Origin of the sequence: Leisingera sp. McT4-56, from assembly GCF_020514995.1 — a bacterium.
Classification (GTDB): domain Bacteria; phylum Pseudomonadota; class Alphaproteobacteria; order Rhodobacterales; family Rhodobacteraceae; genus Leisingera; species Leisingera aquaemixtae_A.
In genome coordinates this window covers 1-23,244 of sequence record NZ_JAJALF010000019.1, presented here as the reverse complement: position 1 = coordinate 23,244, position 23,244 = coordinate 1, and the positions used below count along the sequence as shown (strand labels likewise).

The window sequence follows — 23,244 nt, the reverse complement described above, 5'->3', positions numbered from 1 at the left end:
GTGTCATGCCCCCTTGATAAACAGGTTTCCCCCGGGTGCGAACAGCCCGAAACGGAAACAGATTTATTTTGCGCTGCGGTTGCAGGCCGGACGCATGCAGCGCAGTTCCGTGCGGCGCAAAAAAGCCCGGCGCGAACGCCGGGCAAGAAGGGGATTGCTCCCCTGCGGTAGTAACTGGCGGCGCTCAGCCCAGCAGGCGGCGGGCAATGACCTGCGCCTGGATCTCCGCAGCGCCCTCGAAGATGTTAAGGATACGGGCGTCGCACAGCACGCGGGAGATTTTGTATTCCATCGCAAAACCGTTGCCGCCGTGGATCTGCAGCCCGTTGTCGGCGGCCGCCCAGGCAACCCGCGCGCCCAGGAGCTTGGCCATGCCGGCCTCCAGGTCGCAGCGGTGGCCGTGGTCCTTTTCCCAGGCCGAGAAATAGGTCAGCTGCCGGGCGATCATGATCTCCACCGCCATCATCGCCAGCTTGCCTGATACGCGCGGGAAGTTGATCAGCGACTTGCCGAACTGCTTGCGCTCCTGCGCGTATTGCATGGCGATATCCAGCGCCGACTGCGCCACGCCGATGGCACGGGCCGCGGTCTGGATGCGGGCCGATTCAAAGGTCTCCATCAGCTGCTTGAAACCCTTGTTCTCCTCGCCGCCCAGCAGGTTTTCCTGCTTCACGTGGAAATTGTCGAAGCCAAGCTCGTATTCCTTCATGCCGCGGTAGCCCAGCACCTCGATCTCGCCGCCGGTCATGCCCGGGGTGGGGAAGGGGGCCTCGTCGGTGCCCGGGGTCTTTTCCGCCAGGAACATCGACAATCCGCGGTGGTCGGTGGTGTTCGGATCGGTGCGCGCCAGCAGAGTCATCACATGGGTGCGGGCGGCGTGGGTGATCCAGGTCTTGTTGCCGGTGATCTTGTAATCACCGTTCTCGTCCTTCACCGCGCGGGTGCGCAGGGAGCCGAGGTCGGAGCCGGTGTTCGGCTCTGTGAAGACGGCGGTCGGCAGGATCTCGGCGCTGGCCAGTTTCGGCAGCCAGTTGGCCTTCTGCTCGTCGGTGCCGCCGCACAGGATCAGCTCCGCCGCGATTTCAGAGCGGGTGCCCAGCGAGCCAACACCGATATAGCCGCGCGACAGCTCCTCGGAGACCACCACCATCGAGGCCTTCGACAGGCCGAACCCGCCGTATTCCTCCGGGATGGTCAGGCCGAAGACGCCCATCTCGGCCAGTTCCTCGATCACTTCCATCGGGATCAGCTCATCCTTCAGGTGCCACTCGTGGGCATTCGGCTCGACCTTCTCCACCGCGTAGCGGCGGAACTGGTCGCGGATCATCTCCAGCTCTTCCTCCAGGCCGGAGTTGCCGAACATGGTGGAACCGGCCTGTTCCTCCATCAGCTCCACCAGCCGGGTGCGGGCGGCCTGGCTGTTGCCTTGGGCGCAGAGCGTTTCCACCGCAGGCACATTCAGGCCGCTGAGGGACTCCTGGCCCACGCCCAGATCCTGCAGGCGGATGATCTCGCCCTGGTTCATCTGGATGCCGCCGCTCACCTGCAGCAGGTACTCGCCGAAACCGATCTGGTGGATCAGCTGCTCCATCTCGCCGAACTTGCCCTCGGCCTGCAGCTTCTCCGCCCATTTCTGCATCTGCCGCAGGCAGTAGACGTAGGTGGCAAGCCACGACAGCCCGTGTGCCGCCACCTGGTTTTCCTCGATCAGGCGGCCGGATACCCGGCCTTCCTCGCTCACCATGTCCCGGACCGAGGCGCGCGCGGCCTCAAACAGCTGGTCCAGCGGTTCCAGCGATGCGGCGGTCAGCGCCAGCAGGTCGGGAATGAGAGTCGGTTTCATATGCAAGTCCTGTCCGTCGTGGGCCATGAATCAGATCCTTCTTCGGTCGCCCGGTGGTAAATCATTTTGCAGGTGCAGCGCAACAAAAATACTCATCGGTGCGTCATTTGGATCAAATCTTGCGTGCTGATTTTGCCCGTGCAGCACGCGGAAGATGTGATAGAGCGGAGGCATGACTGCATTGTTTTCGCTTCTTTCCCCGGCAGAGCTGGCAGCGGGTTTTGGCATTGCGCTGCTGGCCGGCACGGTCAAGGGGCTGGTTGGCTTTGCCATGCCGATGATCCTGATCTCCGGCCTCAGCATGTTTCTGGCACCGGATCTGGCGCTGGCCGGCCTGATCCTGCCCACCTTGATCACCAACGGGATGCAGGCGCTGCGGCAGGGGCCGGGCGCGGCGGCGGCCTCGATCCGCAAGTTCCGGGTGTTTCTGCTGATCGGCCTTGTCTGCCTGCTGCTGAGCGCCCAGACGGTGCGGCTGCTGCCGCAGCAGGCGCTGCTCCTGGTGATCGGCCTGCCGGTCACGGTCTTTGCCTGTATCCAACTGATGGGAATGACATTCTCCATCTCCAACCCCTCCCGCCGCAGCGAGGCCGTGGTGGGCGGTATCGCGGGTCTGATTGGCGGTGTTTCCGGCGTCTGGGGACCGCCGACGGTTGCATACCTCACGGCCCTGAATACTGAAAAGACAGAGCAGATCCGGGTTCAGGGGGTGATCTACGGTCTCGGCGCGGTGGCGCTGCTGGTGGCCCACATCGGGTCGGGCGTGATGCGGGCGGAAACCGCGCCTTTCTCACTGGCGCTGATTGTTCCGGCCGTGGCGGGCATGTGGATCGGCGGGCAGATGCACGACCGGATCGACCAGGCGCTGTTCCGGCGGGTGACGCTGGTGGTGCTGCTGATCGCCGGTCTGAACCTGCTGCGCCGCGGCTTGCTGATGTAGCGGGAAGGGCAGGGGCGCCATGCATCAACGGCTCAGCGCAGAACAGCTGGCAACCGGTTCCATCCTGGTCGCGCTTTCGGTCATGGCGCTGAAGGTTGCTGCCTGGATGATGACCGGCTCCGTGGCGCTCTTGTCGGACGCGCTGGAATCGCTGGTGAACATCGGCGGCGCGGTGATGGCCTGGTTCGCGGTGCGCTATGCCCAGCGGCCTCCCGATGCAGGCCACCCCTACGGCCACCACAAGGCCGAATACTTCTCGGCGGTGATCGAGGGCATCCTGATCGTGATTGCTGCCCTAGTGATCCTGCATGAGGCCATCAGCGCGCTGACCCGCGCAAGTGATGCCGACTGGGGCGCGGCGGGCATGGGGGTGAACGCGCTGGCGATGCTGGTGAACCTGGCCTGGGCGCGGGTTCTGCTGCGCGCAGGCGGGCGGCTGAAATCCCCGGCCCTGTCAGCCGGCGGCCGCCACCTGATGAGCGATGTCTGGACCTCCGCCGGGGTGCTGGCGGGGCTGGGGCTGGCGCTTGCCACCGGCTGGGCGGTGCTCGATCCGCTGCTGGCGCTGCTGGTCGGCGTCAACATCCTGCGCGAGGGCTGGCTGGTGATCGCCGCATCCGTGAACGGCCTGATGGACACCGCTGCCCCCGAAGGCGAGCGCGCCCGGATCGAGGAGATCATCCACCGCACCGCCAATGGCGCGATGCAGGTGCACGGGCTGAAAACCCGCCGCGCCGGCCGCGCGTTGTTTGTCGAGTTCCACATGGTGGTCGATGGTGCCATGACGGTGCGCGCCGCCCATGACATCTGCGACCGCCTAGAGGCCGCCCTGCGCGCCGCCATCCCGGGCATGCAGGTGGTGATTCACGTGGAGCCGGAGCACAAGCTGGAGCCCGCCGGGATCGCGCCGCGCTGAAGCGTTTGCATTTCCTTGCCGCCTCCCGTTTAAGCGCTCTCAAACAGGCAAAGGAGCAGGCACATGGCAATGGAGTGGAACAGGCTGCTGAACCCGGGGCGGCTGTGCCGCCCGGAGTATCCCGAAGCCCCGGGGCGCGAGGCCTATCTGCAGGACTATGACCGCATCCTGTTCTCCGAGCCGTTCCGCCGACTGGCGCAGAAAACCCAGGTGCACCCGCTTTACAGCCACGACCACGTGCACCACCGGATGATTCACAGCATGGAGACCTGCAGCGTCGGCCGCTCGCTGGGTTCCGGTGTCGGCCAGGCGCTGCTGGTGGCAGACCGCATCACCCCCGATCAAGTGCTGCGCATAGCGGGCCACGTTCAGGCCGCCTGCCTGCTGCATGACATCGGCAACCCGCCCTTCGGCCATTCCGGCGAGGACAGCATCGGCGGCTGGTTCGCGATGCAGTTCCGCGCAGACAAGGGCTTGGCCTCTCAGGTGCCGGCAGCCCAGCAGGCCGAGTTTGCCCATTTCGAGGGCAACGCCCAGGGCCTGCGCATCGCCGGGCGGCTGGAAATGGCCCGGCGCGAGGGCGGTATGCGGCTCAGCTACGCGACATTGGCCGCCTTTCTGAAATATCCTTGCACCCGCCAGGTGCGCGATGCCGTTTGCGGCGATGGCCCGGCGCCCTACGCGGGCCTCAAGAAATTCGGCGTCTTTGCCTCCGACACCGCGCTGCTGGATGAAATCTGCGCCGCCACCGGCATGATCCGCGAAGGCGCCGGCTGGTACCGCCGCCATCCGCTCGCCTTCCTGGTCGAAGCTGCGGACGACATCTGCTACCGGATCATGGATATCGAGGACGCAGGCGCGGTGGGCGATCTGGACCGCGCGGACGTGGCCGCGGTGCTGGAAGACATCACCGGCAAGCGCAACCGCGAGGAAGACGCCGCAATGCCGCTGGGCGAGCGTGTCGCCTTGTTGCGTGCACTGGCCATCGGCGCCGCCACCAGCGCCGCCATGCAGGCCTTCCTGGACAATTACGACGCCATCATGAGCGGCGAATTCGACGGTGACCTGATCGGCGCATCCGCCAAGGCCGACGCCTTTGCCGAGCTGCAGCGCCTGTCGGTGGAGCGGATCTTTGCCGCCCGCCGCAAGACAGAGCTTGAGGTCGCGGGCCGCCAGGTCCTGCACCGCATCCTTGATCACTTCCACGGGCTGTACACTGACCTTGCCGCCTGCGGCTGGGACCCGGCCAGGCTCGGCAAGGAGCATCCCCACTGGGCACAGCTGATCCGCGCCGTGGACCTGGACCTGCGCGGGGTGGAGGACCCATATACCGCCATGCATTCGCTGGCGGATTTCGTCTCCGGCATGACCGACCGCTACGCGGTCAAGGTCCGGGACATGGTTTCCGGGTCCCTTCAGGCCTGATCGGCTTCCCTGGCGCGCATGATCTTTTCCCGGGCCGCGCTGTCGCGGCCCGCCATCTGATCGGTGATCCGGTTTGCCCAGGCGTTGTTCTCGTCCGCCAGCGCCTTGATCTCACGCGCCAGAAAGGCAAAACCTTGGCCGGCTTTCCCGGCCCGGGCAGCCTCGATTCCCGCGTTGATGGCCAGAATGGACAGTTTCTGTACCGACCGCAGGATGTTCTCTGCCAATTTCAGGATTTCGGCATTGTCCGCTTCGGTCTTCTGCAGGGTGACTTCCAGCTGCTTGCGCAGGCTGACTTCGGCCGAGGCATCCACCACCAGCCCTTCGAGGAAAACCATCTCTCCGCTGTCGTCGTAGACTGCGTTGCCGCGCTCGCGGACCCAGGCGGCTGAGCCGTCGGCCCGGTGCAGCCGGTAGGCAACGTCCCAGTTCTCCCCGGCTTCTATGGCGGCGTCCACGTCGGCATAAACGCGATCAATGTCGTCGGCATGGGTCAAGCCGACGTATGACACCTTCGAATTTCCAATAATGTCTGATTTCGGGCAGCCGCACAGCTTCTCGACCTGCCCGGCCATGAACTGCATCGTGAAATTCTCGTCATTGGCGCAGCGGTACACAAAGGCGCTGCCGGAGCTGAAAATGCTGTTGAAAACTGTCAAAGCCTCTTTGTCCATTCTGGCCCCTCCCTGGGTGCGGCGCAAATCTGAAAGAAACAGCCGCAAAGCTGTGCTTGCGGAAAATTTGCGGAGGAAAGGGTTAAGAAATGGTTTCCGTGAAATTTTATTTCCTGAAATGAAAAACCCCAGCCAAAAGGCCGGGGTTTTCTTTACTCAGAGGAATTTGCGAAGCGTCAGCCGATGGCTGCGGCCTTCACGTCCTCGTCAATGAACGGCAGGTACTGCTCGAAGTTGTCAGAGAACATCTGCACCAGCTTGGCCGCCTGGGTGTCGTAGGCGTCCTTGTCGTCCCAGGTGCGGCGCGGATCCAGCAGCAGTTCCGGCACGCCCGGCACGTTGACCGGCACGTCAAAGCCGAAGTTCGCGTCCTTGCGGAATTCCGCATCCGCCAGCGAGCCGTCCAGTGCCGCGGTCAGCAGCGCGCGGGTTGCCTTGATCGGCATCCGGCTGCCGGTGCCATAGGCGCCGCCGGTCCAGCCGGTGTTCACCAGCCAGCAGGTGGCGCCGTGCTGGGCGATCTTCTCGCGCAGCAGGTTGCCGTAAACCTCCGGGCGGCGCGGCATGAACGGCGCGCCGAAGCAGGTGGAGAAGGTCGGCTCCGGCTCGGTCACGCCGCGCTCGGTGCCGGCCACCTTGGAGGTGAAGCCGGACAGGAAGTGGTACATCGCCTGCGCCGGGGTCAGCCGCGCGATCGGGGGCAGCACGCCGAAGGCATCGCAGGTCAGCATGATAATGTTCTTCGGGTGGCCGCCGCGGGCGCTGGACGATGCATTGGAGATGTAATGCAGCGGGTAGGCGCAGCGCATGTTGGCCGTCAGGCTGTCGTCGTTGAAATCCAGCTCCTTGGTCTCCGGGTCGAACACCATGTTCTCGATCACGGTGCCGAACTTGGAGGTGGTGGCGTAGATTTCCGGCTCTGCCTCGGGGTTCAGGTTGATGGTCTTGGCATAGCAGCCGCCCTCGAAATTGAAGGTGCCGTTATTGGCCCAGCCATGCTCGTCATCGCCGATCAGCACCCGGTCCGGGTCGGCCGACAGGGTGGTCTTGCCGGTGCCCGAGAGGCCAAAGAACACGGCGGTATCGACCGGGTTGCCCTTGGCGTGGTTGGCGGAGCAGTGCATCGGCATGATGCCTTTTTCAGGCAGCAGGTAGTTCAGCAGGGTGAACACCGATTTCTTGTTTTCGCCCGCGTATTCGGTGCCGCCGATCAGGATCATCTTCTTGTCGAAGTTCATCGCGATGACCGTCTCGCTGCGGCAGTCGTGCCGCTTGGGGTCGGCCTGGAAGCTGGGGCAGTTGATGACGGTGAAATCGGCGATGAAATCATCCAGGTCTTCGCGGTCCGGACGGCGCAGCATGGTGCGGATGAACAGGTTGTGCCAGGCCAGCTCGGTCACCATGCGGACGTTGATCGCATGCGCCGGGTCGGCACCGCCCACCAGGTCCTGGACGTAGTAGTCCTTGCCCTTCATGTGCTCCAGCATGTCGGCATAGAGTGCGTCAAAGCCCTCGGCGCTCATCGCCGCGTTGTTGTCCCACCAGATGGTGTCGCGCACGCTGTCGGTTTTGACGACATGCTTGTCCTTGGGCGAGCGGCCGGTGAATTTGCCGGTGGTGACCAGGAAGGCGCCGCCATTGCCCAGCGTGCCTTCGCCGCGCTGCAGCGCGGCTTCGATCAGCGCCGGCTCCATGAAGTTGTAATAGACATTGCCCAGACCCTCGATGCCCTGATCTTCGAGGCGGAATTGCGGGTTAACCCGTCCAGATGTCATGCGTTTTTTCTCCTGTGGCGGCGCGGGCGGCACGCAGGCTGCGCGGCTGCGCCAATGGGGCAATAGAAACGGCATCGCTGCCGGTGCGAAGGTCTTAACATGGCGTTTTAGGCGGTGAACAGGCCGGTTTCATCTAGTTAGCGCCACCAAGCCAATGTTTAGCGCAACCATTGATTTCGCCGCAGGCAGCTGCCTGAATGTTTGGCTCTGTTCAGCTGGCGCTAAGGTATTTTTGCCCTAATCGGGCCCAAAGATAGCCCCGATTCTTCAAATGGGATTGATTCGGCGCACTATAACGGCGATGAAAGTGGTAAAAACAAACAGAACAGAGCAGATTAGGGGCAATTCCGATGTCGAAGATTGCTTTGGTTGACGATGACAGGAATATCCTGACATCGGTTTCCATGACGCTTGAGGCCGAGGGCTTCGAGGTCGAAACGTATAACGACGGCCAGGCCGCGCTGGATGCATTCAACAAGAAGCTTCCGGATATGGCCGTGCTGGACATCAAGATGCCGCGCATGGACGGCATGGACCTGTTGCAGCGGCTGCGCCAGAAAACCCAGATGCCGGTGATCTTCCTCACCTCCAAGGACGATGAGATCGACGAGGTGCTGGGCCTGCGCATGGGCGCGGACGATTACGTCAAGAAACCGTTTTCGCAGCGGTTGCTGGTGGAACGGATCCGGGCGCTCTTGCGCCGCCAGGAGGCGATCAGCAGCGATGCCGCCGGCAGCGCCTCGCCCGAGGCCAAGGTGATGGAGCGCGGCAACCTGCGGATGGACCCGCTGCGCCACGCGGTCAGCTGGAAGGGCAAGGACGTGTCGCTGACGGTGACCGAATTCCTGCTGCTGCAGGCGCTCGCCCAGCGGCCCGGCTTTGTCAAAAGCCGCGACCAGCTGATGGACGTGGCCTATGATGACCAGGTCTATGTGGACGACCGCACCATCGACAGCCATATCAAGCGCCTGCGCAAGAAGATGCGCAGCGCGGATTCGGATTTTGCGGCGATCGAAACCCTTTATGGTATCGGTTACCGTTATAATGAAGAATAAGCGGCACATCTAAGCGGGGCCAAGTGCCCCCGGCCAGGGGAGCGGCGCGGATGCGCGATACCAGTGTTATGCAACGCCAGCAGGACGGCGATGTGGTTCTGGGGGAGGACTGGGTCACCCCCGATCAGTCGGTCGCGCGGGAAATGCAGGTCAAGCGCGCCCGCCGGGGGCTGTTGTCGCTCAAGGGCTCGCCGCTGACCCGCAAGATCATCACCTTCAACCTGATTGCGCTGATCATCCTGGTCGCGGGCATCCTCTACCTGAACTCGTCGCGGCAAAGCTTGGTGCAGCAGCGCGCCGGCGCGCTTGTGTCGGAGGCGATGCTGGCCGCAGATGTGTTCGAGGCGGAGATGCCGGCCGCGGGGGCCGTCAGCTTTGCCGCCGGCGACGGCATCCAGGTGGAGGACACGCTGGCCGGCCTCAGCCTGCGCGGCGGGGTCGAGGCCTTTGTGTTCGACACCACCGGCAACCTGATTTCCAGCATCAAGGGCGTGGACCGCAGCGATGCCCTGAACGTGCTCAATGACAGCGGCAAGCGCCCGACGCTGATCAGCGATGCGCTGTCGCGCCTGTGGGGGATTGCCGACGGCGGCGCGCCGGACGCCGACCCTGCCGCCGGCGGCCTGTCGCTGGAGACCCGCCTCAGCGGGCTGGTCGACCGGGCGATGAACGGCGGCACCGGGGTTGAAACCGTGGTGGACACCGGCGGCAGCCGGGTGATTTCCGCGGCCACCCCGATCATGCACAACGGCACCGCCGTCGGGGTGATTGCCCTGACCTCGCCCACCGGCGAGGTGGACGCGCTGGTGCGCGGCGAGCAGGAGCGGGTGCTGCAGATGTTCGTGGTGGCCCTGCTGGTATCTGTCGGCCTCAGCCTGGTGCTGGCCTCCACCATTGCCAACCCGCTCGCCGATCTGGCAGAGGCGGCTGAGCTCGGCCGCGAGCGCGGCAGCCGCAAATCCAACCCGGGCCGGATCCGGATCCCGGACCTGTCGGCCCGCCCCGACGAAATCGGCCGCCTCAGCCGTGCCCTGCGCGGCATGGTCAAGGCGCTGTATTCCCGGATCGACAGCAACGAGCAGTTTGCGGCCGACGTCGCGCATGAGATCAAGAACCCGCTGGCGAGCCTGCAATCTGCGGTTGGCACCCTGCGCATGGTCCGCCGCGACGACCAGCGCGAAAAGCTGATGGACGTGATCGAGCACGACGTGCGCCGCCTCGACCGGCTGGTCAGCGACATCTCCAACGCCTCGCGGCTCGACGCCGAGCTGGTGAAGGAGGAGGAAGAGGATTTCGACCTGCTAGCGATGCTGGGCAACCTGAACCAGTACCTGGGCGAAGACGCCCGCGCCAAGGGGATCGACTACATCACCGATCTGCCCGCCCAGCCGATTCTGCTGCAGGGCCTGGAGGCGCGGCTGGCGCAGGTCTTTGTCAACCTGATCACCAACGCCATTTCCTTCTGCGAGGAAGGCGACGCCATCCGCGTCTGGGCACGCCGCCGCGCCAACCGGGTTCTGGTGGTGGTCGAGGACACCGGCCCCGGCATCCCGGACCAGGCGCTGTCGAAGATCTTCAAACGCTTCTACTCGCAGCGCCCGGTGGAGCATTTCGGCAATAACTCGGGCCTCGGCCTGGCGATCTCCAAGCAGATCGTCGAGGCGCATGGCGGCGTGATCTGGGCCGAAAACATCCGTCCCACCGAGGCTGACGTCACTTCTGAGCCGCTTGGCGCGCGTTTTGTGGTAGGCTTGCCTGTCTGAAGCCGATTTAGCCCATGCCTGAAACACAAAGCCTCATTCTGCATGCCTCCTGCGTCGCGCTGGAGGGGCGGGGGCTTTTGATCACCGGCACCTCCGGCCAGGGCAAGTCGGCCCTGGCGCTGCAGCTGATGGCTTATGGCGCCCAGCTGGTGGCGGACGACCGGGTGCTGCTGCGGCGGATGGACGGGCAGGTGGTTGCCAGCGCCCCGGAACCGATCCGCGGCCTGGTCGAGGCCCGCTTCATGGGCTTGCTGCACGCGCAGATCCGCAGCCCGGTGCCGGTGGCCCTGCTGGCTGATCTGGACGAGGCCGAGACCGAACGCCTGCCGGTGCGCCATACCACCCGGCTGCTGGGGCAGGAGGTCGCCCGGGTCAAACGGGTGGACGGCGCGCATTTCGCCCCCGCCCTGATGCAATTCCTCAGATGCGGAGCACTGGATCCGGATGCCTGAACAGAAGAACAAGGCCGTTCCGGCGGTTCTGGTCACCGGCCCCTCCGGGGCCGGCCGGACCACCGCGATCAACGTGCTCGAGGATCTCGGGTTTGAGGCGATCGACAACCTGCCGCTGCGGCTGCTGCCAGGCCTGTTCGACGCCGCCGCCGCGCCGCGGCCGATGGCGCTGGGGCTGGACAGCCGCAACCGGGATTTCTCGCCGCGCGCGCTGTTGGATGTGATCGACATGCTGTCCGGCCGCCGCGAGCTGGAGCTGACCGTGCTCTACCTCGATTCGCACCCCGACGTGCTGCTGCGCCGCTACTCCGAGACCCGCCGTCGCCACCCGCTGGCACCCGCCGAATCCCCGGCGGAAGGGGTGCGCCGCGAGCTGGATCTGATGGCGCTGATCCGCGACCGCGCCGATATCCTGCTGGACACCTCCGACATGAACGTCCACCAGCTGAAGGCAGAGATCGAACGCTGGTTCGCCCCCGGCGGGCGCACCCTGGCGCTGTCGGTGCAAAGCTTCTCCTACAAGCGCGGCATGCCGCATGGCATCGACATGGTGTTCGACTGCCGGTTCCTGGCCAATCCGTACTGGAAGCCGGAGCTGCGCCAGCGCAACGGAACCGATGCCGCGGTGCAGGCCTACGTCAAGGCGGATGACCGCTTCGCCCCGTTCTTCGACCGGGTGCTGGATCTGACCCGTCTGCTGCTGCCGGCCTACCGCGAGGAAGGAAAGTCGCATTTTTCCATCGCCTTCGGCTGTACCGGCGGCCAGCACAGATCGGTCACAATGGCGGAAACCCTGGCCAAGGCCCTTGCGGAAGACGGCCTGCAAGTGTCAATTAGACACCGCGAGCTGCAAGGCCAGCAAAAGAAGTGAGAGGCCGGGTTGATCGGGATTGTGATTGTAGCGCATGGCGGACTGGCTAGGGAGTACCTCGCCGCGGTGGAACACGTCGTGGGTCCGCAGCCCAGCCTGATGGCCATCGCCATCGGCCCGGACGACGACCGGGCCGCCAAGCAGGACGAGATTTGCGCGGCAGCCAACAAGGTCGACAGCGGCGGCGGTGTTGTGGTGGTGACCGATCTGTTCGGCGGGTCGCCCTCCAACCTCAGTCTCAAGGCCTGCGCGCCCGCGGACCGGCGAATCCTCTATGGCGCCAACCTGCCCATGCTGATCAAACTGGCAAAATCCCGCCATCTGCCGGTTGCCGACGCGGTGCGGCAGGCGATGGAGGCCGGGCGCAAGTACATCAACGCCCAGAACGTAAACCCTGACGGGGAGCAGGCACATTAAATGGCTCTGAAGACGCTGAAAATCATCAATGAAAAGGGGCTGCACGCCCGCGCCTCCGCCAAGCTGGTGGAGGTGGTCGAAGCGTTTGACGCCACCGCGGAGGTGCTGAAGGACGGAATGTCCGCGTCCGGCGACAGCATTATGGGCCTTTTGATGTTGGCAGCCTCGAAAGGAACGACTATTGACGTCGAGACCTCGGGGCCCGATGCTGATGCGCTGGCGCATGCGCTGGAGGCCCTGGTGGCCGACAAGTTCGGCGAGGGCTACTAGGCCGCGCCGGCAGCGGAACGGGATAAGGCACATTGGCGGATACCGCACACGACAGGAATACCGGCGTCGCGCCGGAGACCGCTGATCAGACCGGCGAGGTCTATGACCGGCGCACGCTGACCTATGCCAATTCTTTCGACGACCGCTGGACGTCGCTGGCAATCAAGACCATCGAATGGCTGACCGGCAAACTGTCGATTCTGCGCATGGTCAACCGGTTCGAGAAGCAGAACGCAAACTACCGCGGCCAGAAGTTCTGGCGCGGCGCGCTCAACATCATGGGCATCGACCTGCAGACCCCGCAGGAGCAGATCGAAAATATCCCCGCCGACGGCCCGGTGGTGATCGTCGCCAACCACCCGCACGGGATGGTCGACGGCATGATCTTTGCCGATCTCATCGGCCGCCGCCGCCTGGACTACCGGATTCTGACCCGCTCGGTGCTTACCGGCCTGGACGAGGCCGCAACCTCCTTCATGATCCCGGTGCCCTTCCCGCATGACCCCGAAGCGCAGCGCAAGATGGTGGACATGCGGGCCAAGACCATGGCGTTCCTCAAGGAAGGCGGCGCCGTGGCGCTGTTCCCGTCCGGCGTGGTGATGTCCTCTGACAGCTGGTTCGGCCCCGCAGTAGAGCGCGAATGGAACGTTTTCACCGCCCAGCTGATCCGCCGTTCCGGCGCCCGGGTGGTGCCGATCTACTTCCCCGGCTCGAACTCGCGCTGGTACCAGATCGCCTGCCAGGTCTCGCCGATCCTGCGCCAAGGCCTGCTGCTGCACGAGATCGTCCGCTCCTGCAACAAGCCGCAGGCACCGGTGGTCGGCAAGCCGCTGACGGATGAGCAGATGGAGCAGCTGCACACCGATCCGCGCGGCTTCATGGCCTGGCTGCGCGAGCACACGCTGAGCCTCGGCAAGCAGGGCTGAGCCCGCCTGATCACGCTGCCGCAAACGAAAAAGCGCCCCGCGGGGCGCTTCTTTGTTCTGTCCGGGCAGTTACCGGGTCGGGACCGGCACCTCGCCGCGGTAGTCATAGAACCCGCGCTGGGTCTTGCGGCCCAGCCAGCCCGCCTCGACGTATTTGGTCAGCAGCGGGCAGGGGCGGTACTTGGTGTCCGCCAGGCCGTCGTGCAGCACGTTCATGATCGCCAGGCAGGTGTCCAGGCCGATGAAATCCGCCAGCTCCAGCGGCCCCATCGGGTGGTTGGCGCCCAGCTTCATCGATTCGTCGATCGACTTCACCGACCCCACGCCCTCATAGAGCGTATAGACCGCCTCGTTGATCATCGGCATCAGGATGCGGTTGACGATGAAGGCCGGGAAATCCTCGGCGCTGGCCGAGGTCTTGCCCAGCCGCGCCACCACTTCCTGGCAGGCGTTGAAGGTCGGCTCGTCGGTGGCGATGCCGCGGATCAGCTCCACCAGCTGCATCACCGGCACCGGGTTCATGAAATGGAACCCCATGAAGCGCTCGGGGCGGTCGGTGCGGCTGGCCAGCCGGGTGATCGAGATCGAGGAGGTGTTCGAGGTCAGGATCGTATGCGGCTGCAGGTGCGGCTGCAGGTCTTCGAAAATCGCCTGTTTCACGGTCTCCCGCTCGGTCGCCGCCTCGATCACCAGATCGGTTGCGCCCACGTCCGCCAGTTTCAGCGAGGGCTGGATGCGCGCCAGCGCCTCCTTCATGTCCGCCTCGGTGATCTTTCCCTTGCCGGCCTGGCGCTCCATGTTCTTGTGGATCAGGCTCAGCGCCCCGTCCAGCGCCTGCTGGCTGACATCATTCAGCACAACATCATACCCGGCCAGCGCCATGACATGGGCAATGCCATTGCCCATCTGCCCGGCGCCGATCACTCCAACCTTCTGAATTTCCATGCCTCAGGCTCCTGAAATATCTGCGGCAACCTTACTGGCCGGGGAAGGGCAGACACAAGGGTAGCTGGCCCGGATTTGAGGCAAATTCTCACTTTAGGGAAATTGCAATGCTTGCCCGCCAGAGTGAGTCTCGGGTGAAAAATTGGTGGTACTATGAGCTATGAACTCAAAAGCGCGGGGGCGCTTGCGGGGGAACCGTGCAGGTATGGTCAATCCAGACTGCTGGTGCGGGGGCCGCGGAAGCCCCTGGATGAACCCTACGTTGCCTTCCTCGGCGGAACCGAAGTCTACGGGCGATTCGTTGAATTTCCGTTTGTCGACTCGCTGCAGGCCCGGCTGGGGGTGGACTGCGTCAACCTGGGCAGCGTGAATGCGGGCCTGGACAGTTTTGCGCAGGACGACACCCTGATCGAAGTTGCCCGCAAGGCCCGGCTGACCGTGGTGCAGATGCTCGGGGCGCAAAATATCTCAAACCCCTATTACCGGGTGCATCCGCGCCGCAACGACCGGTTCCTGCAGGCCCATCCCGCGCTTAAGACGCTGTATCCTGAGGTCGACTTCACGGAGTTCCACTTCAACAAGCACCTGCTGTGCACCCTGCGCGACATCTCGGCCCAGCGGTTCGAGCAGGTGCGCGACCAGCTTCAGCGCAGCTGGGTGGAGCGGATGACGGCGCTGATCGACCAGCTGGACGGCCGCGTTCTGCTGTTGTGGCTGCGCTACGAGCTGGACGCCGGTGCCGGCTTCCCGGAGGAGCCGGTGCTGGTCGACCGCGCCATGGCTGAGGCGCTGCGCCCCAAGGTGCAGGGCATCCTGGAGATCAAGGCTGCATCTGCTGCAGCGGCGCAGGACATCTCCGGCATGATTTTCGGCCCGATGGAACTGCCGGCTGCGCGGCACATGATCGGCCCCAAGGAACACCTGAAAATCGCAGAGGCGCTGGCCCGCGATCTGGACCCGCTGCTGCGCAGATAACACCGCCCGAACCGCCCGAACGGAAAAAGGCCCGCCAGATGGCGGGCCTTCCTTTTGGTCAGCTGACCGGCTGGGCTCAGCCCAGTTTCTCGGTCAGGGCCGGGACGGCTTCGAACAGGTCGGCAACCAGGCCAAAGTCCGCAACCTGGAAGATCGGTGCTTCTTCGTCCTTGTTGATCGCCACGATGACCTTGGAGTCCTTCATGCCGGCCAGGTGCTGAATGGCGCCGGAGATACCGATGGCAACATACAGGTCCGGTGCAACAACCTTGCCGGTCTGACCCACCTGCCAGTCGTTCGGGGCATAGCCCGAGTCGACAGCCGCGCGGGATGCGCCAACAGCGGCGCCCAGCTTGTCGGCCAGGTTTTCGATCAGTTTGAAGTCTTCCTCGGAGCCGACGCCGCGGCCGCCGGAGACAACGATGCCGGCCGAGGTCAGCTCGGGACGGTCGCTTGCGGCAACCTTGTCTTCGATCCACTCGGACAGGCCGGGGTTGTCAGCAGCCGAGATGGTCTCGACCGATGCCGAGCCGCCTTCGCCGGCCGCGTCGAAAGACGCGGTGCGGAAGGAGACGACTTTCTTGGCGTCGCTGGACTTCACGGTCTGGATTGCGTTGCCGGCATAGATCGGGCGCTCGAAGGTGTTGCCGTCGACAACGCCGGACACGTCCGAGATCACCATCACGTCCAGCAGCGCTGCAACGCGCGGCAGAACGTTCTTGGCGTCGGTGGTGGCCGGAGCAACGATGTGCTCATAGTCGGAGGCCAGGCCTGCGATCAGCGCCGCGGTCGGCTCCGCCAGGCGGTGGCCCAGCGATGCGTCCTCGGCGACCAGCACCTTGGCAACGCCTGCGATCTTGGCAGCTTCTTCGCCAGCCGCGGCAGCGGAGGCGCCGGCGGCCAGAACGGTCACGTCGCCCAGCTTGGAGGCAGCGGCAACGGCTTTTGCGGTCGCGTCCAGCGCCAGCGCGCCGTCGGTCACTTCAGCAAGGAGAAGAACAGCCATTACACAGCCCCCGCTTCTTTGAGTTTCTCAACCAGCTCGTCCACCGAACCGACCACGATGCCTGCGGCGCGTGCCGGCGGCTCTTCGGTCTTGACGATTTCCAGGCGCGGGGTGACGTCGACGCCGTAGTCGGCGGCGGTTTTCTCGTCCAGCGGCTTTTTCTTCGCCTTCATGATGTTCGGCAGCGACGCATAGCGCGGCTCGTTCAGGCGCAGGTCCACGGTGATGATGGCGGGCATCTTCACAGAGATGGTCTGCAGGCCGCCGTCGACCTCGCGGGTCACCTTGGCGCTTTCGCCTTCGATGTCCAGCTCGGAGGCGAAGGTGCCCTGGGACCAGCCCAGCAGCGCCGACAGCATCTGGCCGGTTGCGTTCATGTCGTTGTCGATCGCCTGCTTGCCGCAGAGCACGATGCCGGGCTGCTCTTCCTCGACCACTTTGGCCAGGATTTTCGCAACGGCCAGCGGCTCGATGTCGGTGTGCACGTCGTCGGCAGCAACCACGAGGATGGCGCGGTCCGCGCCCATTGCCAGCGCGGTGCGCAGGGTTTCCTGGGCCTGCTTCACGCCGATCGAAACCGCAACCACCTCGTCAGCCTTGCCGGCTTCTTTCAGGCGGATGGCTTCTTCGACAGCGATTTCGTCGAAGGGGTTCATCGACATTTTCACGTTGGCGAGATCGACACCGCTGCCGTCCGCTTTGACGCGGACCTTCACGTTGTAGTCAATCACGCGTTTGACAGGCACAAGTACCTTCATTTTGCGTTCTCTCCTTAACAAACGGCAAGCCGCCCCAGGGCGACTCCCCCTCTATGCTCTCGCAGCGTTGATACCGGCTGGTGTGCGCCTGCAACAGGGCAAAATCGTCACGTTAGCGCACGCCGACGTCGCGTTTGCTCATTTGGAACATCATTTTTGCAAGAATGTTTCCGGTGGGAAATCCACCTGCCGCGACGGCAGGGCGCAGGCGGCCTGCATGACGCGTTTGACGCCGGATTCGCAAAAATCCGGCGCCAAAGGGCGAATCAGACCGCGATCAAGCCGGGGCAGGGGCCCTCAGCGGTTGGCGCCGGGCACCCACAGAACATCGTCCTTGCCGCCGTTGTTGGCGGTGCGGGCGGCAACAAAGAACCAGTCGGAAAGGCGGTTCAGGTATTTCACCGCCGCCTGGTTCACGTCCTCAGTTGTGCTGAGGTCGGTGGCCAGGCGCTCGGCGCGGCGTGCCACGGTGCGGCAGACATGCAGATGCGCCGCCAGCTTGGATCCGCCGGGCAGGATGAAGCTGCGCAGCGCTTCCAGATCCTTATTCATGACGTCGATCTCGGCCTCCAGCCGCTCGACCTGCGCCGCCGCAACCCGCAGCGGCGGGTATTCGGCATCGGCGTCCTTTTCCATCTCCGGCCGGCACAGGTCGGCGCCCAGGTCGAACAGATCGTTCTGGATGCGCGCCAGCGCCGCATCCATTTCGCCGTCCGCTTCCAGCCGGGCGACGCCGACAAAGGAGTTCAGCTCATCCGAGGTGCCATAGGCATTGACCCGCGCCGAATGCTTGGCCACCCGCTCGCCGTTGCCGAGCGCGGTTTCACCCTTGTCGCCGGTACGGGTGTAAATCTTGTTCAGAACGACCATCGCCGCTTATCCTCCCTGGTTGCGCAGATAGACGTAGGTCAGCACCAGCACCACCGCAACGAACTGGAACAGGATGCGCAGCCGCATCATCTTGTTTGCATTGCGGCGGTTGAACTCGCCGCCCTTGCCAAAGCCGCCAATGCCGATGACCAGCGCCACAACCACAGCCGCCACGGCTGCCAGTGCCAGATAATACAGCGGATCGCTCATCCTGTCCCCCACGCGCGTTTATTCCGTTGCCTTCATCTAACTTGAGGCCGGGCCATTGGCGACCGCAAATGCGTCAGCCGAGCCGCACCAGGATGCGGTCAATTGCCCGGGTGCTCAGGATGCGGCGCAGGAATCCCGCGATATGGGTCGGGGTGGTCACGTAATAGCGCGGCCGCGGGCGCCGGGATTCGCAGGCATGGGCCAGCTTGGCCGTCACGGCAGAGGCCGGCAGCTCAAACCGGTCCGGGCCGCTGCTTTCGTAAAGCCGCTTCAGCAGCCGGGTTTCGTAGAGTTCGCGCAGCGGCGACGCCTTCCAGTCGATGAAGCGCTCGAAATGCGGGATGGAATTCTCGCGGATCTTCGATGTGACCGGTCCCGGCTCGATCAGCACCAGATGGATGCCGCTGCCCTGCAGCTCCACCCGCAGGGTGTCGGTCAGCCCTTCCAGCGCGTATTTCGTCGCCACATAGGCGCCGCGCCAGGGGAAGGTGACAAAGCCCAGGATCGAGGAGTTTTGCACGATCCGCCCGTGCCCCTGCTTGCGCATCACCGGAATCACCTGCCGGGTCAGCTCGTGCCAGCCAAAGAAATTGGCCTCGAAAATCGTGCGCAGCCCGTCTGTCGGCAGATCCTCCACCGCGCCGGGCAGCCCGTGCGCACCGTTGTTGAACAGTGCATCCAGGGTGCCTCCGGTGGCCTCCAGCACCTCGGCCAGGCCTGCGGTGATGCTTTCCGGGTCGGTATAGTCGATGCGCGGGCTCTCGAATCCTTCGGCCCGCATCCGGTCGCAGTCGCGCTGCTGCCGGCAGGAGGCAAACACCCGCCAGCCGCGCGCGCGCATGCCGCGGGCCGCATCCAGGCCGATGCCGGAGGAGCAGCCCGTAATCAGAATCGACTTTTTCACAGTTGTGCCCTTCTGCCCGGAAAACTCCGGTGCAGTTATGGGCGTTTCTTGCTCACCAGGGAAGCGGCAATCCAGCCCACCTTACCCTTGCCGGGCGCCCGAAGGTGCAGCCAGCCGGTGCCGCTGTCCTCGAACACGATCACTTCCTCGCCGCCGAGCAGGCGGGCAATCACCGGATAATTGGTGCCCGGCCCCTGGCGCATGTTCACGCGCGAAGCGCGGATGCTGCGGCGGTCGATATAGGTTTCGGGAGCGGGTGAGGCGGGTGCCGCAGCCGTCTCCGGTGCCAGCGGGGCCGGCGCGGCGGCAATTGCCGCCAGCCCGCCATCCAGCGAGGCAAGCTGCAATCCCGCGGGTTCTGCGGCCGCCGAAAACGCTGTCTGCGTCGATGCCAGCACACCGGATGCGCTGACCAAGTGGCTGGCGGCCACACGCTGGCGCAAGTTCGGGTCCGCTGCCGGGCGGGCAGGTGCCGGGGCTTCGGTGCGCCGGGTCAGGACCGGCTGCGCGGCCAGCGATGCTGCGGTGATTCTTGCGGGCTTCGGCGCTTGGGCGGCTGGTTCAGCGGCGGCCACCGGCTCCGGCCGTTCAGGCGGCGTGAAATCCGTACCTCCGCTCAGCTCATAAAAGCCCCAGCCCAGAAAAGCGAAAGACACAAAAATAAAACGCGACATAACAGGTCCCCCTAGTACCACCACGCGGGCAGCTGCACTGAATTGCATTGGTTTGGAAGTAAACGCGCGGCGCGGCTGCCTGGTTCCCTTCTATCTAGGGCAAGTTAACGGCGGGGAAACAGGGGAGAGTCGCGCGTATTCTCCCCCGCAATGCGTTGGCGCCGCGCTGCACCTCGTGAAATTCGCGCGCGCCCGCTTTACCAATTCCGGCGGCGGCAGTATCACGATTTCATGACCGACCTGGTAGAAGATCCCGACATGCCGTCTGCCCCCGAACAGGGTGAAATCCTGGAACCGCTGCGCCGCGCCATTGGCGAGCGCTATCTGACCTATGCGCTCAGCACCATCATGCACCGGGCGCTGCCCGACGCCCGCGACGGGCTGAAGCCGGTGCACCGGCGCATCCTCTATGCGATGAACCGCCTGCGCCTCAGCTCCACCGGCGGCTTTCTGAAGTCGGCCAAGATTTCCGGCGACACCATGGGCGATTTCCACCCCCACGGCGACGCCGCGATCTATGACGCGATGGCGCGCCTGGCGCAGGACTTCAACGTCCGCTACCCGCTGGTCGACGGCCAGGGCAACTTCGGCAACATCGACGGCGACAACCCGGCGGCCTCGCGCTACACCGAGGCGCGGATGACCTTTGTGGCCGAGGCGATGCTGGAAGGCCTCAACGAGGATTCGGTCGATTTCCGCGACAACTACGACGGCCGCCTCACTGAGCCGGCGGTGCTGCCCGCGACCTTCCCGAACATCCTGGCCAACGGCGCGGCCGGCATCGCGGTGGGCATGGCGACCAACATCCCGCCGCACAACATTGCCGAGCTGATCGACGCCTGCCTGCATCTGATCCGGACGCCCGACGCCCGCGACGACACGCTCTTGAACTACGTGCCCGGCCCGGACTTCCCGACCGGCGGCATCATCGTCGAGCCCAAGGAAAACATCGCCAAGGCCTACAGCACCGGCCGCGGCTCCTTCCGCCTGCGCTGCAAGCATGAGGTCGAGGACCTGGGCCGCGGCCAGTGGCAGGTCGTTGTCACCGAAATCCCCTATCAGGTCCAGAAGTCCAAGCTGATCGAGAAGATCGCCGAGCTGATCCAGACCAAGAAGGTGCCGATCCTCGCCGACGTGCGCGACGAATCGGCGGACGACATCCGCATCATCCTGGAACCCAAGTCCAAGAACGTGGACCCCGAGGTTCTGATGAACATGATGTTCCGCAATTCGGACCTGGAAATCCGCTTCAGCCTCAACATGAACGTGCTGATCGACGGTGTGACCCCCAAGGTCTGCTCGATGAAGGAGGTGCTGCGCGCCTTCCTAGACCATCGCCGCGACGTGCTGCAGCGCCGCTCACGCCACCGGATGGAAAAGATCGACCACCGGCTGGAGGTCTTGGAGGGCTTCATCATTGCCTTCCTGAACCTCGATCGGGTGATCGACATCATCCGCTATGACGAGGACCCCAAGGCAGCGCTGATCCGCGAGGACTGGAGCAAGGACCACCCCCGCGCCTTCACCGAGGCTGAGTATGTCTCTCCGGCCCCCGGCACCGGCGAGCTGACCGAGGTGCAGGCCGAGGCGATCCTCAACATGCGCCTGCGCAGCTTGCGCAAACTGGAAGAGATCGAACTGGTCCGCGAACGCGACGCCCTGCGCGAAGAGCGCGCCGGGCTGGTCGAACTGCTGGCCTCCGAAGACCTGCAGTGGTCCCGCATCTCCGAACAGCTGAAGGAAACCAAGAAGCAGTTCGGCAAGGACTACGCAGGCGGCGCCCGCCGCACGTTGTTTGCCGAAGCAGGCGAAGTGGAAGACGTGCCGCTGGAGGCGATGATCGACCGCGAGCCGATCACCGTGGTCTGCTCCCAGATGGGCTGGATCCGGGCGATGACCGGCCATATCGACCTGGGTCGCGAACTGAAGTTCAAGGACGGCGACGGCCCGCGCTTCATCTTCCACGCCGAAACCACCGACCGCCTCCTGGTGTTCGGCTCCAACGGCCGCTTCTACACCCTGTCGGCCGCCAACCTGCCGGGCGGGCGCGGCATGGGCGAACCGCTGCGCCTGATGGTCGACCTGCCGAACGAGGCCGAGATCGTCGATCTCCTGATCCACAACCCCGAAGGCCGCTTGCTGGTCGCCTCGGATGCGGGCAACGGCTTCATCTGCGCCGAAAAGGAAATCGTCGCCCAGACCCGCAGCGGCAAGCAGGTGCTGAACGTCAAGGACGACGAGCGCGCCAAGATCTGCATCCCCGTCGAGGGCGACCACGTCGCCGTGGTCTCCGAGAACGGCAAGTTCCTGGTTTTCGCAGTCGAGGAAATGCCCGAGCTGACCCGCGGCAAGGGCGTGCGCCTGCAGAAATACAACATGGCCCGCGGCAAGCAGGGCTCGCTGGAACTGGACGGCGGCCTCAGCGATATCACCACTTTCAACTGGGACGACGGGCTCAAGTGGGAAATGGGCGGCGGCAAGACCCGCCACGAGGCTGACCTCACCCAGTGGCTCGGCAAGCGCGCCGGCGTCGGCAAGCGCCCGCCGCACGGCTTCCCGCGCAACTACAAGTTCAAGTAGGGCGGCAGAAAGCTGCCGCCTGCCTGTGCCCCCCGCGCCACCGGCGCGGGGGTTGCTGCTTCCGGGCCTTTACCCTAACCGCCGCTCCCGGCTATCTGGGCGGGACCGAATTTCTCTTGGGGGATTTCCATGATCCGCATTCTTTCCATGCTGGCTGCGTTGGCCTTGCTTGCCGCCTGCGGTGAAACCCGCCTGGATGAGGCGCCGGAGGATCTGGGCGCGTTCCAGGCCCGCGTGACTCATGTCTATACCGAAAAGGCGCTGCAATGGCCGATGTCGCGCGACGCCGACCACAGCGAATGGACCGCCCCGATCGAGAACGCGCTGAACACCCGCCTGCGCCGCTACGAGGGCGCGCAGGAGTACGACGTGGCGGTGACGCTCGAAGGCTTCATGCTGGCGCCCGCCGGGGTGCCGGTGCTGTTCTCCCCCAAAAGCGCGGTGGTGGTGAACGTCTTTGTCTACGACGTGGCGCAGGAGAAATTCCTCGCCAAGAAGCACCAGATGGAAATCTTCGAAAGCACCACCGGCGAAAGCGCGCTCTTGGGCTCCGGCCATGCCCGCACCAAGCAGGAGCAGATCCAGGGTCTGGCGGTCAATATCGCCGACAAGGTCGAGGAATGGATGGCCGAACAGCACGAAGCGGAGGGCTGGTTTGCCCCCCGCGCGGCGGCGGAAAGCGGCAGCGGCACGGACGCGGCTGTGGCCAAAGCGGCACCGGCTGGCTGAGCCCTGCGAAAACCGCTGCTGTCAAGCAGGAACGGGTTGATTTTTGCCGGCAAACCAAATAATCCGCCGGCGCAGAGGAAACCGGGTCGGCAAGCGACCCCTCATTTCAAAAGGGCGCCTAAGCAATGGCTAAGGAAAAGTTTGAACGTAATAAACCGCACGTCAATATCGGCACCGTTGGCCACGTTGACCACGGCAAGACCACTCTGACCGCGGCTATCACCAAATACTTCGGTGACTTCAAAGCCTACGACCAGATCGACGGC

General features: G+C 64.5%; 25 protein-coding genes. 14 read left to right on the top strand and 11 right to left on the bottom strand.

From position 1 onward, the window contains the following. Positions 1-184 precede the first annotated feature (184 nt). A complete protein-coding gene (locus LHL23_RS17795) occupies positions 185-1,870 on the bottom strand; it encodes an acyl-CoA dehydrogenase family protein (protein WP_222481584.1) in 1,686 nt (561 codons plus the stop codon). A gap of 3 nt (positions 1,871-1,873) precedes the next feature. Then, on the bottom strand, positions 1,874-2,017 hold the full coding sequence (locus LHL23_RS17790) for a hypothetical protein (RefSeq protein WP_226430927.1): 144 nt from the start codon (positions 2,015-2,017) through the stop codon (positions 1,874-1,876). On the opposite strand from LHL23_RS17790, the gene LHL23_RS17785 reads away from it, so the two are divergent. The 3 genes from LHL23_RS17785 (at position 2,016) to dgt (ending at position 5,124) form a co-directional block, all read left to right on the top strand. Then, positions 2,016-2,783, top strand: coding sequence for a sulfite exporter TauE/SafE family protein (locus tag LHL23_RS17785; protein WP_226430926.1), 768 nt, complete (start codon positions 2,016-2,018; stop codon positions 2,781-2,783). The two genes, LHL23_RS17790 and LHL23_RS17785, sit on opposite strands and share 2 nt — an antisense overlap. Positions 2,784-2,802: 19 nt before the next feature. Then, entirely contained in the window at positions 2,803-3,699 is an 897-nt protein-coding gene (locus LHL23_RS17780) for a cation diffusion facilitator family transporter (RefSeq protein WP_226430925.1), read from the top strand. Between the two features lie 63 nt (positions 3,700-3,762). Further along, the gene (gene dgt / locus LHL23_RS17775; protein ID WP_226430924.1) at positions 3,763-5,124 is read left to right on the top strand and encodes a dGTP triphosphohydrolase; all 1,362 of its coding nucleotides are present in this window, start codon (positions 3,763-3,765) and stop codon (positions 5,122-5,124) included. Here dgt and LHL23_RS17770 read toward each other — a convergent pair. Beyond that, complete coding sequence (locus tag LHL23_RS17770) at positions 5,115-5,798, bottom strand: methyl-accepting chemotaxis protein (protein WP_226430923.1); 684 nt, start codon at positions 5,796-5,798, stop codon at positions 5,115-5,117. The genes dgt and LHL23_RS17770 overlap by 10 nt on opposite strands. 176 nt (positions 5,799-5,974) lie before the next feature. Beyond that, positions 5,975-7,573, bottom strand: a complete 1,599-nt coding sequence (locus tag LHL23_RS17765; RefSeq protein WP_222481594.1) for a phosphoenolpyruvate carboxykinase — start codon at positions 7,571-7,573, stop codon at positions 5,975-5,977. A gap of 350 nt (positions 7,574-7,923) precedes the next feature. Here LHL23_RS17765 and LHL23_RS17760 point away from each other — a divergent pair, with 350 nt between their 5' ends. Genes LHL23_RS17760 through LHL23_RS17730 form a run of 7 tightly spaced genes read left to right on the top strand, consistent with a single transcriptional unit; the run spans position 7,924 to position 13,327 of the window. Beyond that, positions 7,924-8,628 carry a response regulator transcription factor gene (locus LHL23_RS17760; RefSeq protein WP_222481596.1) on the top strand — a complete coding sequence of 235 codons (705 nt, stop codon included), beginning with the start codon at positions 7,924-7,926 and terminating at the stop codon, positions 8,626-8,628. 50 nt (positions 8,629-8,678) lie between these two features. After that, on the top strand, positions 8,679-10,391 hold the full coding sequence (locus LHL23_RS17755) for a sensor histidine kinase (protein ID WP_226430922.1): 1,713 nt from the start codon (positions 8,679-8,681) through the stop codon (positions 10,389-10,391). A 14-nt stretch (positions 10,392-10,405) separates the two neighbouring features. Then, positions 10,406-10,843 (top strand): HPr kinase/phosphorylase, encoded by a 438-nt coding sequence (locus LHL23_RS17750; RefSeq protein WP_226430921.1) that lies wholly within the window; start codon positions 10,406-10,408, stop codon positions 10,841-10,843. Further along, positions 10,836-11,714: an RNase adapter RapZ gene (gene rapZ, locus LHL23_RS17745; protein ID WP_222481601.1), complete on the top strand. Its 879-nt coding sequence runs from the start codon at positions 10,836-10,838 to the stop codon at positions 11,712-11,714. Before LHL23_RS17750 ends, rapZ begins: the two co-directional genes overlap by 8 nt. A 9-nt stretch (positions 11,715-11,723) precedes the next feature. After that, a complete protein-coding gene (locus LHL23_RS17740) occupies positions 11,724-12,131 on the top strand; it encodes a PTS sugar transporter subunit IIA (protein ID WP_226430920.1) in 408 nt (135 codons plus the stop codon). Further along, positions 12,132-12,401, top strand: coding sequence for an HPr family phosphocarrier protein (locus LHL23_RS17735; protein ID WP_019296580.1), 270 nt, complete (start codon positions 12,132-12,134; stop codon positions 12,399-12,401). 32 nt (positions 12,402-12,433) lie between these two features. Next, complete coding sequence (locus tag LHL23_RS17730; protein WP_226430919.1) at positions 12,434-13,327, top strand: lysophospholipid acyltransferase family protein; 894 nt, start codon at positions 12,434-12,436, stop codon at positions 13,325-13,327. Between the two features lie 69 nt (positions 13,328-13,396). Here the strand turns inward: LHL23_RS17730 and LHL23_RS17725 are convergent, their stop codons facing one another. Beyond that, positions 13,397-14,272 carry a 3-hydroxybutyryl-CoA dehydrogenase gene (locus LHL23_RS17725; protein WP_222481608.1) on the bottom strand — a complete coding sequence of 292 codons (876 nt, stop codon included), beginning with the start codon at positions 14,270-14,272 and terminating at the stop codon, positions 13,397-13,399. 153 nt (positions 14,273-14,425) lie between these two features. On the opposite strand from LHL23_RS17725, the gene LHL23_RS17720 reads away from it, so the two are divergent. Further along, positions 14,426-15,247 (top strand): DUF6473 family protein, encoded by an 822-nt coding sequence (locus tag LHL23_RS17720; protein WP_226430918.1) that lies wholly within the window; start codon positions 14,426-14,428, stop codon positions 15,245-15,247. Positions 15,248-15,323: 76 nt separating this feature from the next. Here the strand turns inward: LHL23_RS17720 and LHL23_RS17715 are convergent, their stop codons facing one another. From LHL23_RS17715 to LHL23_RS17690, 6 genes are all read right to left on the bottom strand, one after another. After that, positions 15,324-16,253: an electron transfer flavoprotein subunit alpha/FixB family protein gene (locus tag LHL23_RS17715; protein ID WP_222481611.1), complete on the bottom strand. Its 930-nt coding sequence runs from the start codon at positions 16,251-16,253 to the stop codon at positions 15,324-15,326. Further along, a complete protein-coding gene (locus LHL23_RS17710) occupies positions 16,253-17,011 on the bottom strand; it encodes an electron transfer flavoprotein subunit beta/FixA family protein (RefSeq protein WP_222481614.1) in 759 nt (252 codons plus the stop codon). The genes LHL23_RS17715 and LHL23_RS17710 overlap by 1 nt, the downstream gene beginning before the upstream one ends. A 297-nt stretch (positions 17,012-17,308) precedes the next feature. Further along, on the bottom strand, positions 17,309-17,881 hold the full coding sequence (locus LHL23_RS17705; RefSeq protein ID WP_226430917.1) for a cob(I)yrinic acid a,c-diamide adenosyltransferase: 573 nt from the start codon (positions 17,879-17,881) through the stop codon (positions 17,309-17,311). Between the two features lie 6 nt (positions 17,882-17,887). After that, positions 17,888-18,091, bottom strand: a complete 204-nt coding sequence (locus LHL23_RS17700) for a twin transmembrane helix small protein (protein WP_222481618.1) — start codon at positions 18,089-18,091, stop codon at positions 17,888-17,890. A 73-nt stretch (positions 18,092-18,164) separates the two neighbouring features. Further along, positions 18,165-18,995: an SDR family NAD(P)-dependent oxidoreductase gene (locus LHL23_RS17695; protein WP_226430916.1), complete on the bottom strand. Its 831-nt coding sequence runs from the start codon at positions 18,993-18,995 to the stop codon at positions 18,165-18,167. Positions 18,996-19,030: 35 nt separating this feature from the next. Continuing rightward, positions 19,031-19,669 (bottom strand): SH3 domain-containing protein, encoded by a 639-nt coding sequence (locus LHL23_RS17690; RefSeq protein ID WP_226430915.1) that lies wholly within the window; start codon positions 19,667-19,669, stop codon positions 19,031-19,033. Positions 19,670-19,900: 231 nt separating this feature from the next. Between LHL23_RS17690 and LHL23_RS17685 the strand changes: the two genes are divergently transcribed. From LHL23_RS17685 to LHL23_RS17675, 3 genes are all read left to right on the top strand, one after another. Beyond that, on the top strand, positions 19,901-22,249 hold the full coding sequence (locus tag LHL23_RS17685; protein WP_226430914.1) for a DNA topoisomerase IV subunit A: 2,349 nt from the start codon (positions 19,901-19,903) through the stop codon (positions 22,247-22,249). Between the two features lie 129 nt (positions 22,250-22,378). Beyond that, on the top strand, positions 22,379-22,978 hold the full coding sequence (locus LHL23_RS17680; RefSeq protein ID WP_226430913.1) for a hypothetical protein: 600 nt from the start codon (positions 22,379-22,381) through the stop codon (positions 22,976-22,978). A 125-nt stretch (positions 22,979-23,103) separates the two neighbouring features. Then, on the top strand, positions 23,104-23,244 hold a 141-nt coding region (locus LHL23_RS17675; RefSeq protein ID WP_264181279.1), incomplete at its 3' end, for a GTP-binding protein.

Coding starts and splice junctions, on each gene's coding strand:
- LHL23_RS17715 (WP_222481611.1), bottom strand. CDS start 16,253: ATGGCTGTTCTTCTCCTTGCTGAAGTGACCGACGGCGCGCTGGCGCTG.
- LHL23_RS17680 (WP_226430913.1), top strand. CDS start 22,379: ATGATCCGCATTCTTTCCATGCTGGCTGCGTTGGCCTTGCTTGCCGCC.
- LHL23_RS17755 (WP_226430922.1), top strand. CDS start 8,679: ATGCGCGATACCAGTGTTATGCAACGCCAGCAGGACGGCGATGTGGTT.
- LHL23_RS17770 (WP_226430923.1), bottom strand. CDS start 5,798: ATGGACAAAGAGGCTTTGACAGTTTTCAACAGCATTTTCAGCTCCGGC.
- LHL23_RS17765 (WP_222481594.1), bottom strand. CDS start 7,573: ATGACATCTGGACGGGTTAACCCGCAATTCCGCCTCGAAGATCAGGGC.
- LHL23_RS17700 (WP_222481618.1), bottom strand. CDS start 18,091: ATGAGCGATCCGCTGTATTATCTGGCACTGGCAGCCGTGGCGGCTGTG.
- dgt (WP_226430924.1), top strand. CDS start 3,763: ATGGCAATGGAGTGGAACAGGCTGCTGAACCCGGGGCGGCTGTGCCGC.
- LHL23_RS17795 (WP_222481584.1), bottom strand. CDS start 1,870: ATGGCCCACGACGGACAGGACTTGCATATGAAACCGACTCTCATTCCC.
- LHL23_RS17720 (WP_226430918.1), top strand. CDS start 14,426: ATGAGCTATGAACTCAAAAGCGCGGGGGCGCTTGCGGGGGAACCGTGC.
- LHL23_RS17785 (WP_226430926.1), top strand. CDS start 2,016: ATGACTGCATTGTTTTCGCTTCTTTCCCCGGCAGAGCTGGCAGCGGGT.
- LHL23_RS17710 (WP_222481614.1), bottom strand. CDS start 17,011: ATGAAGGTACTTGTGCCTGTCAAACGCGTGATTGACTACAACGTGAAG.
- LHL23_RS17780 (WP_226430925.1), top strand. CDS start 2,803: ATGCATCAACGGCTCAGCGCAGAACAGCTGGCAACCGGTTCCATCCTG.
- rapZ (WP_222481601.1), top strand. CDS start 10,836: ATGCCTGAACAGAAGAACAAGGCCGTTCCGGCGGTTCTGGTCACCGGC.
- LHL23_RS17705 (WP_226430917.1), bottom strand. CDS start 17,881: ATGGTCGTTCTGAACAAGATTTACACCCGTACCGGCGACAAGGGTGAA.
- LHL23_RS17725 (WP_222481608.1), bottom strand. CDS start 14,272: ATGGAAATTCAGAAGGTTGGAGTGATCGGCGCCGGGCAGATGGGCAAT.
- LHL23_RS17690 (WP_226430915.1), bottom strand. CDS start 19,669: ATGTCGCGTTTTATTTTTGTGTCTTTCGCTTTTCTGGGCTGGGGCTTT.
- LHL23_RS17735 (WP_019296580.1), top strand. CDS start 12,132: ATGGCTCTGAAGACGCTGAAAATCATCAATGAAAAGGGGCTGCACGCC.
- LHL23_RS17760 (WP_222481596.1), top strand. CDS start 7,924: ATGTCGAAGATTGCTTTGGTTGACGATGACAGGAATATCCTGACATCG.
- LHL23_RS17790 (WP_226430927.1), bottom strand. CDS start 2,017: ATGCCTCCGCTCTATCACATCTTCCGCGTGCTGCACGGGCAAAATCAG.
- LHL23_RS17685 (WP_226430914.1), top strand. CDS start 19,901: ATGACCGACCTGGTAGAAGATCCCGACATGCCGTCTGCCCCCGAACAG.
- LHL23_RS17750 (WP_226430921.1), top strand. CDS start 10,406: ATGCCTGAAACACAAAGCCTCATTCTGCATGCCTCCTGCGTCGCGCTG.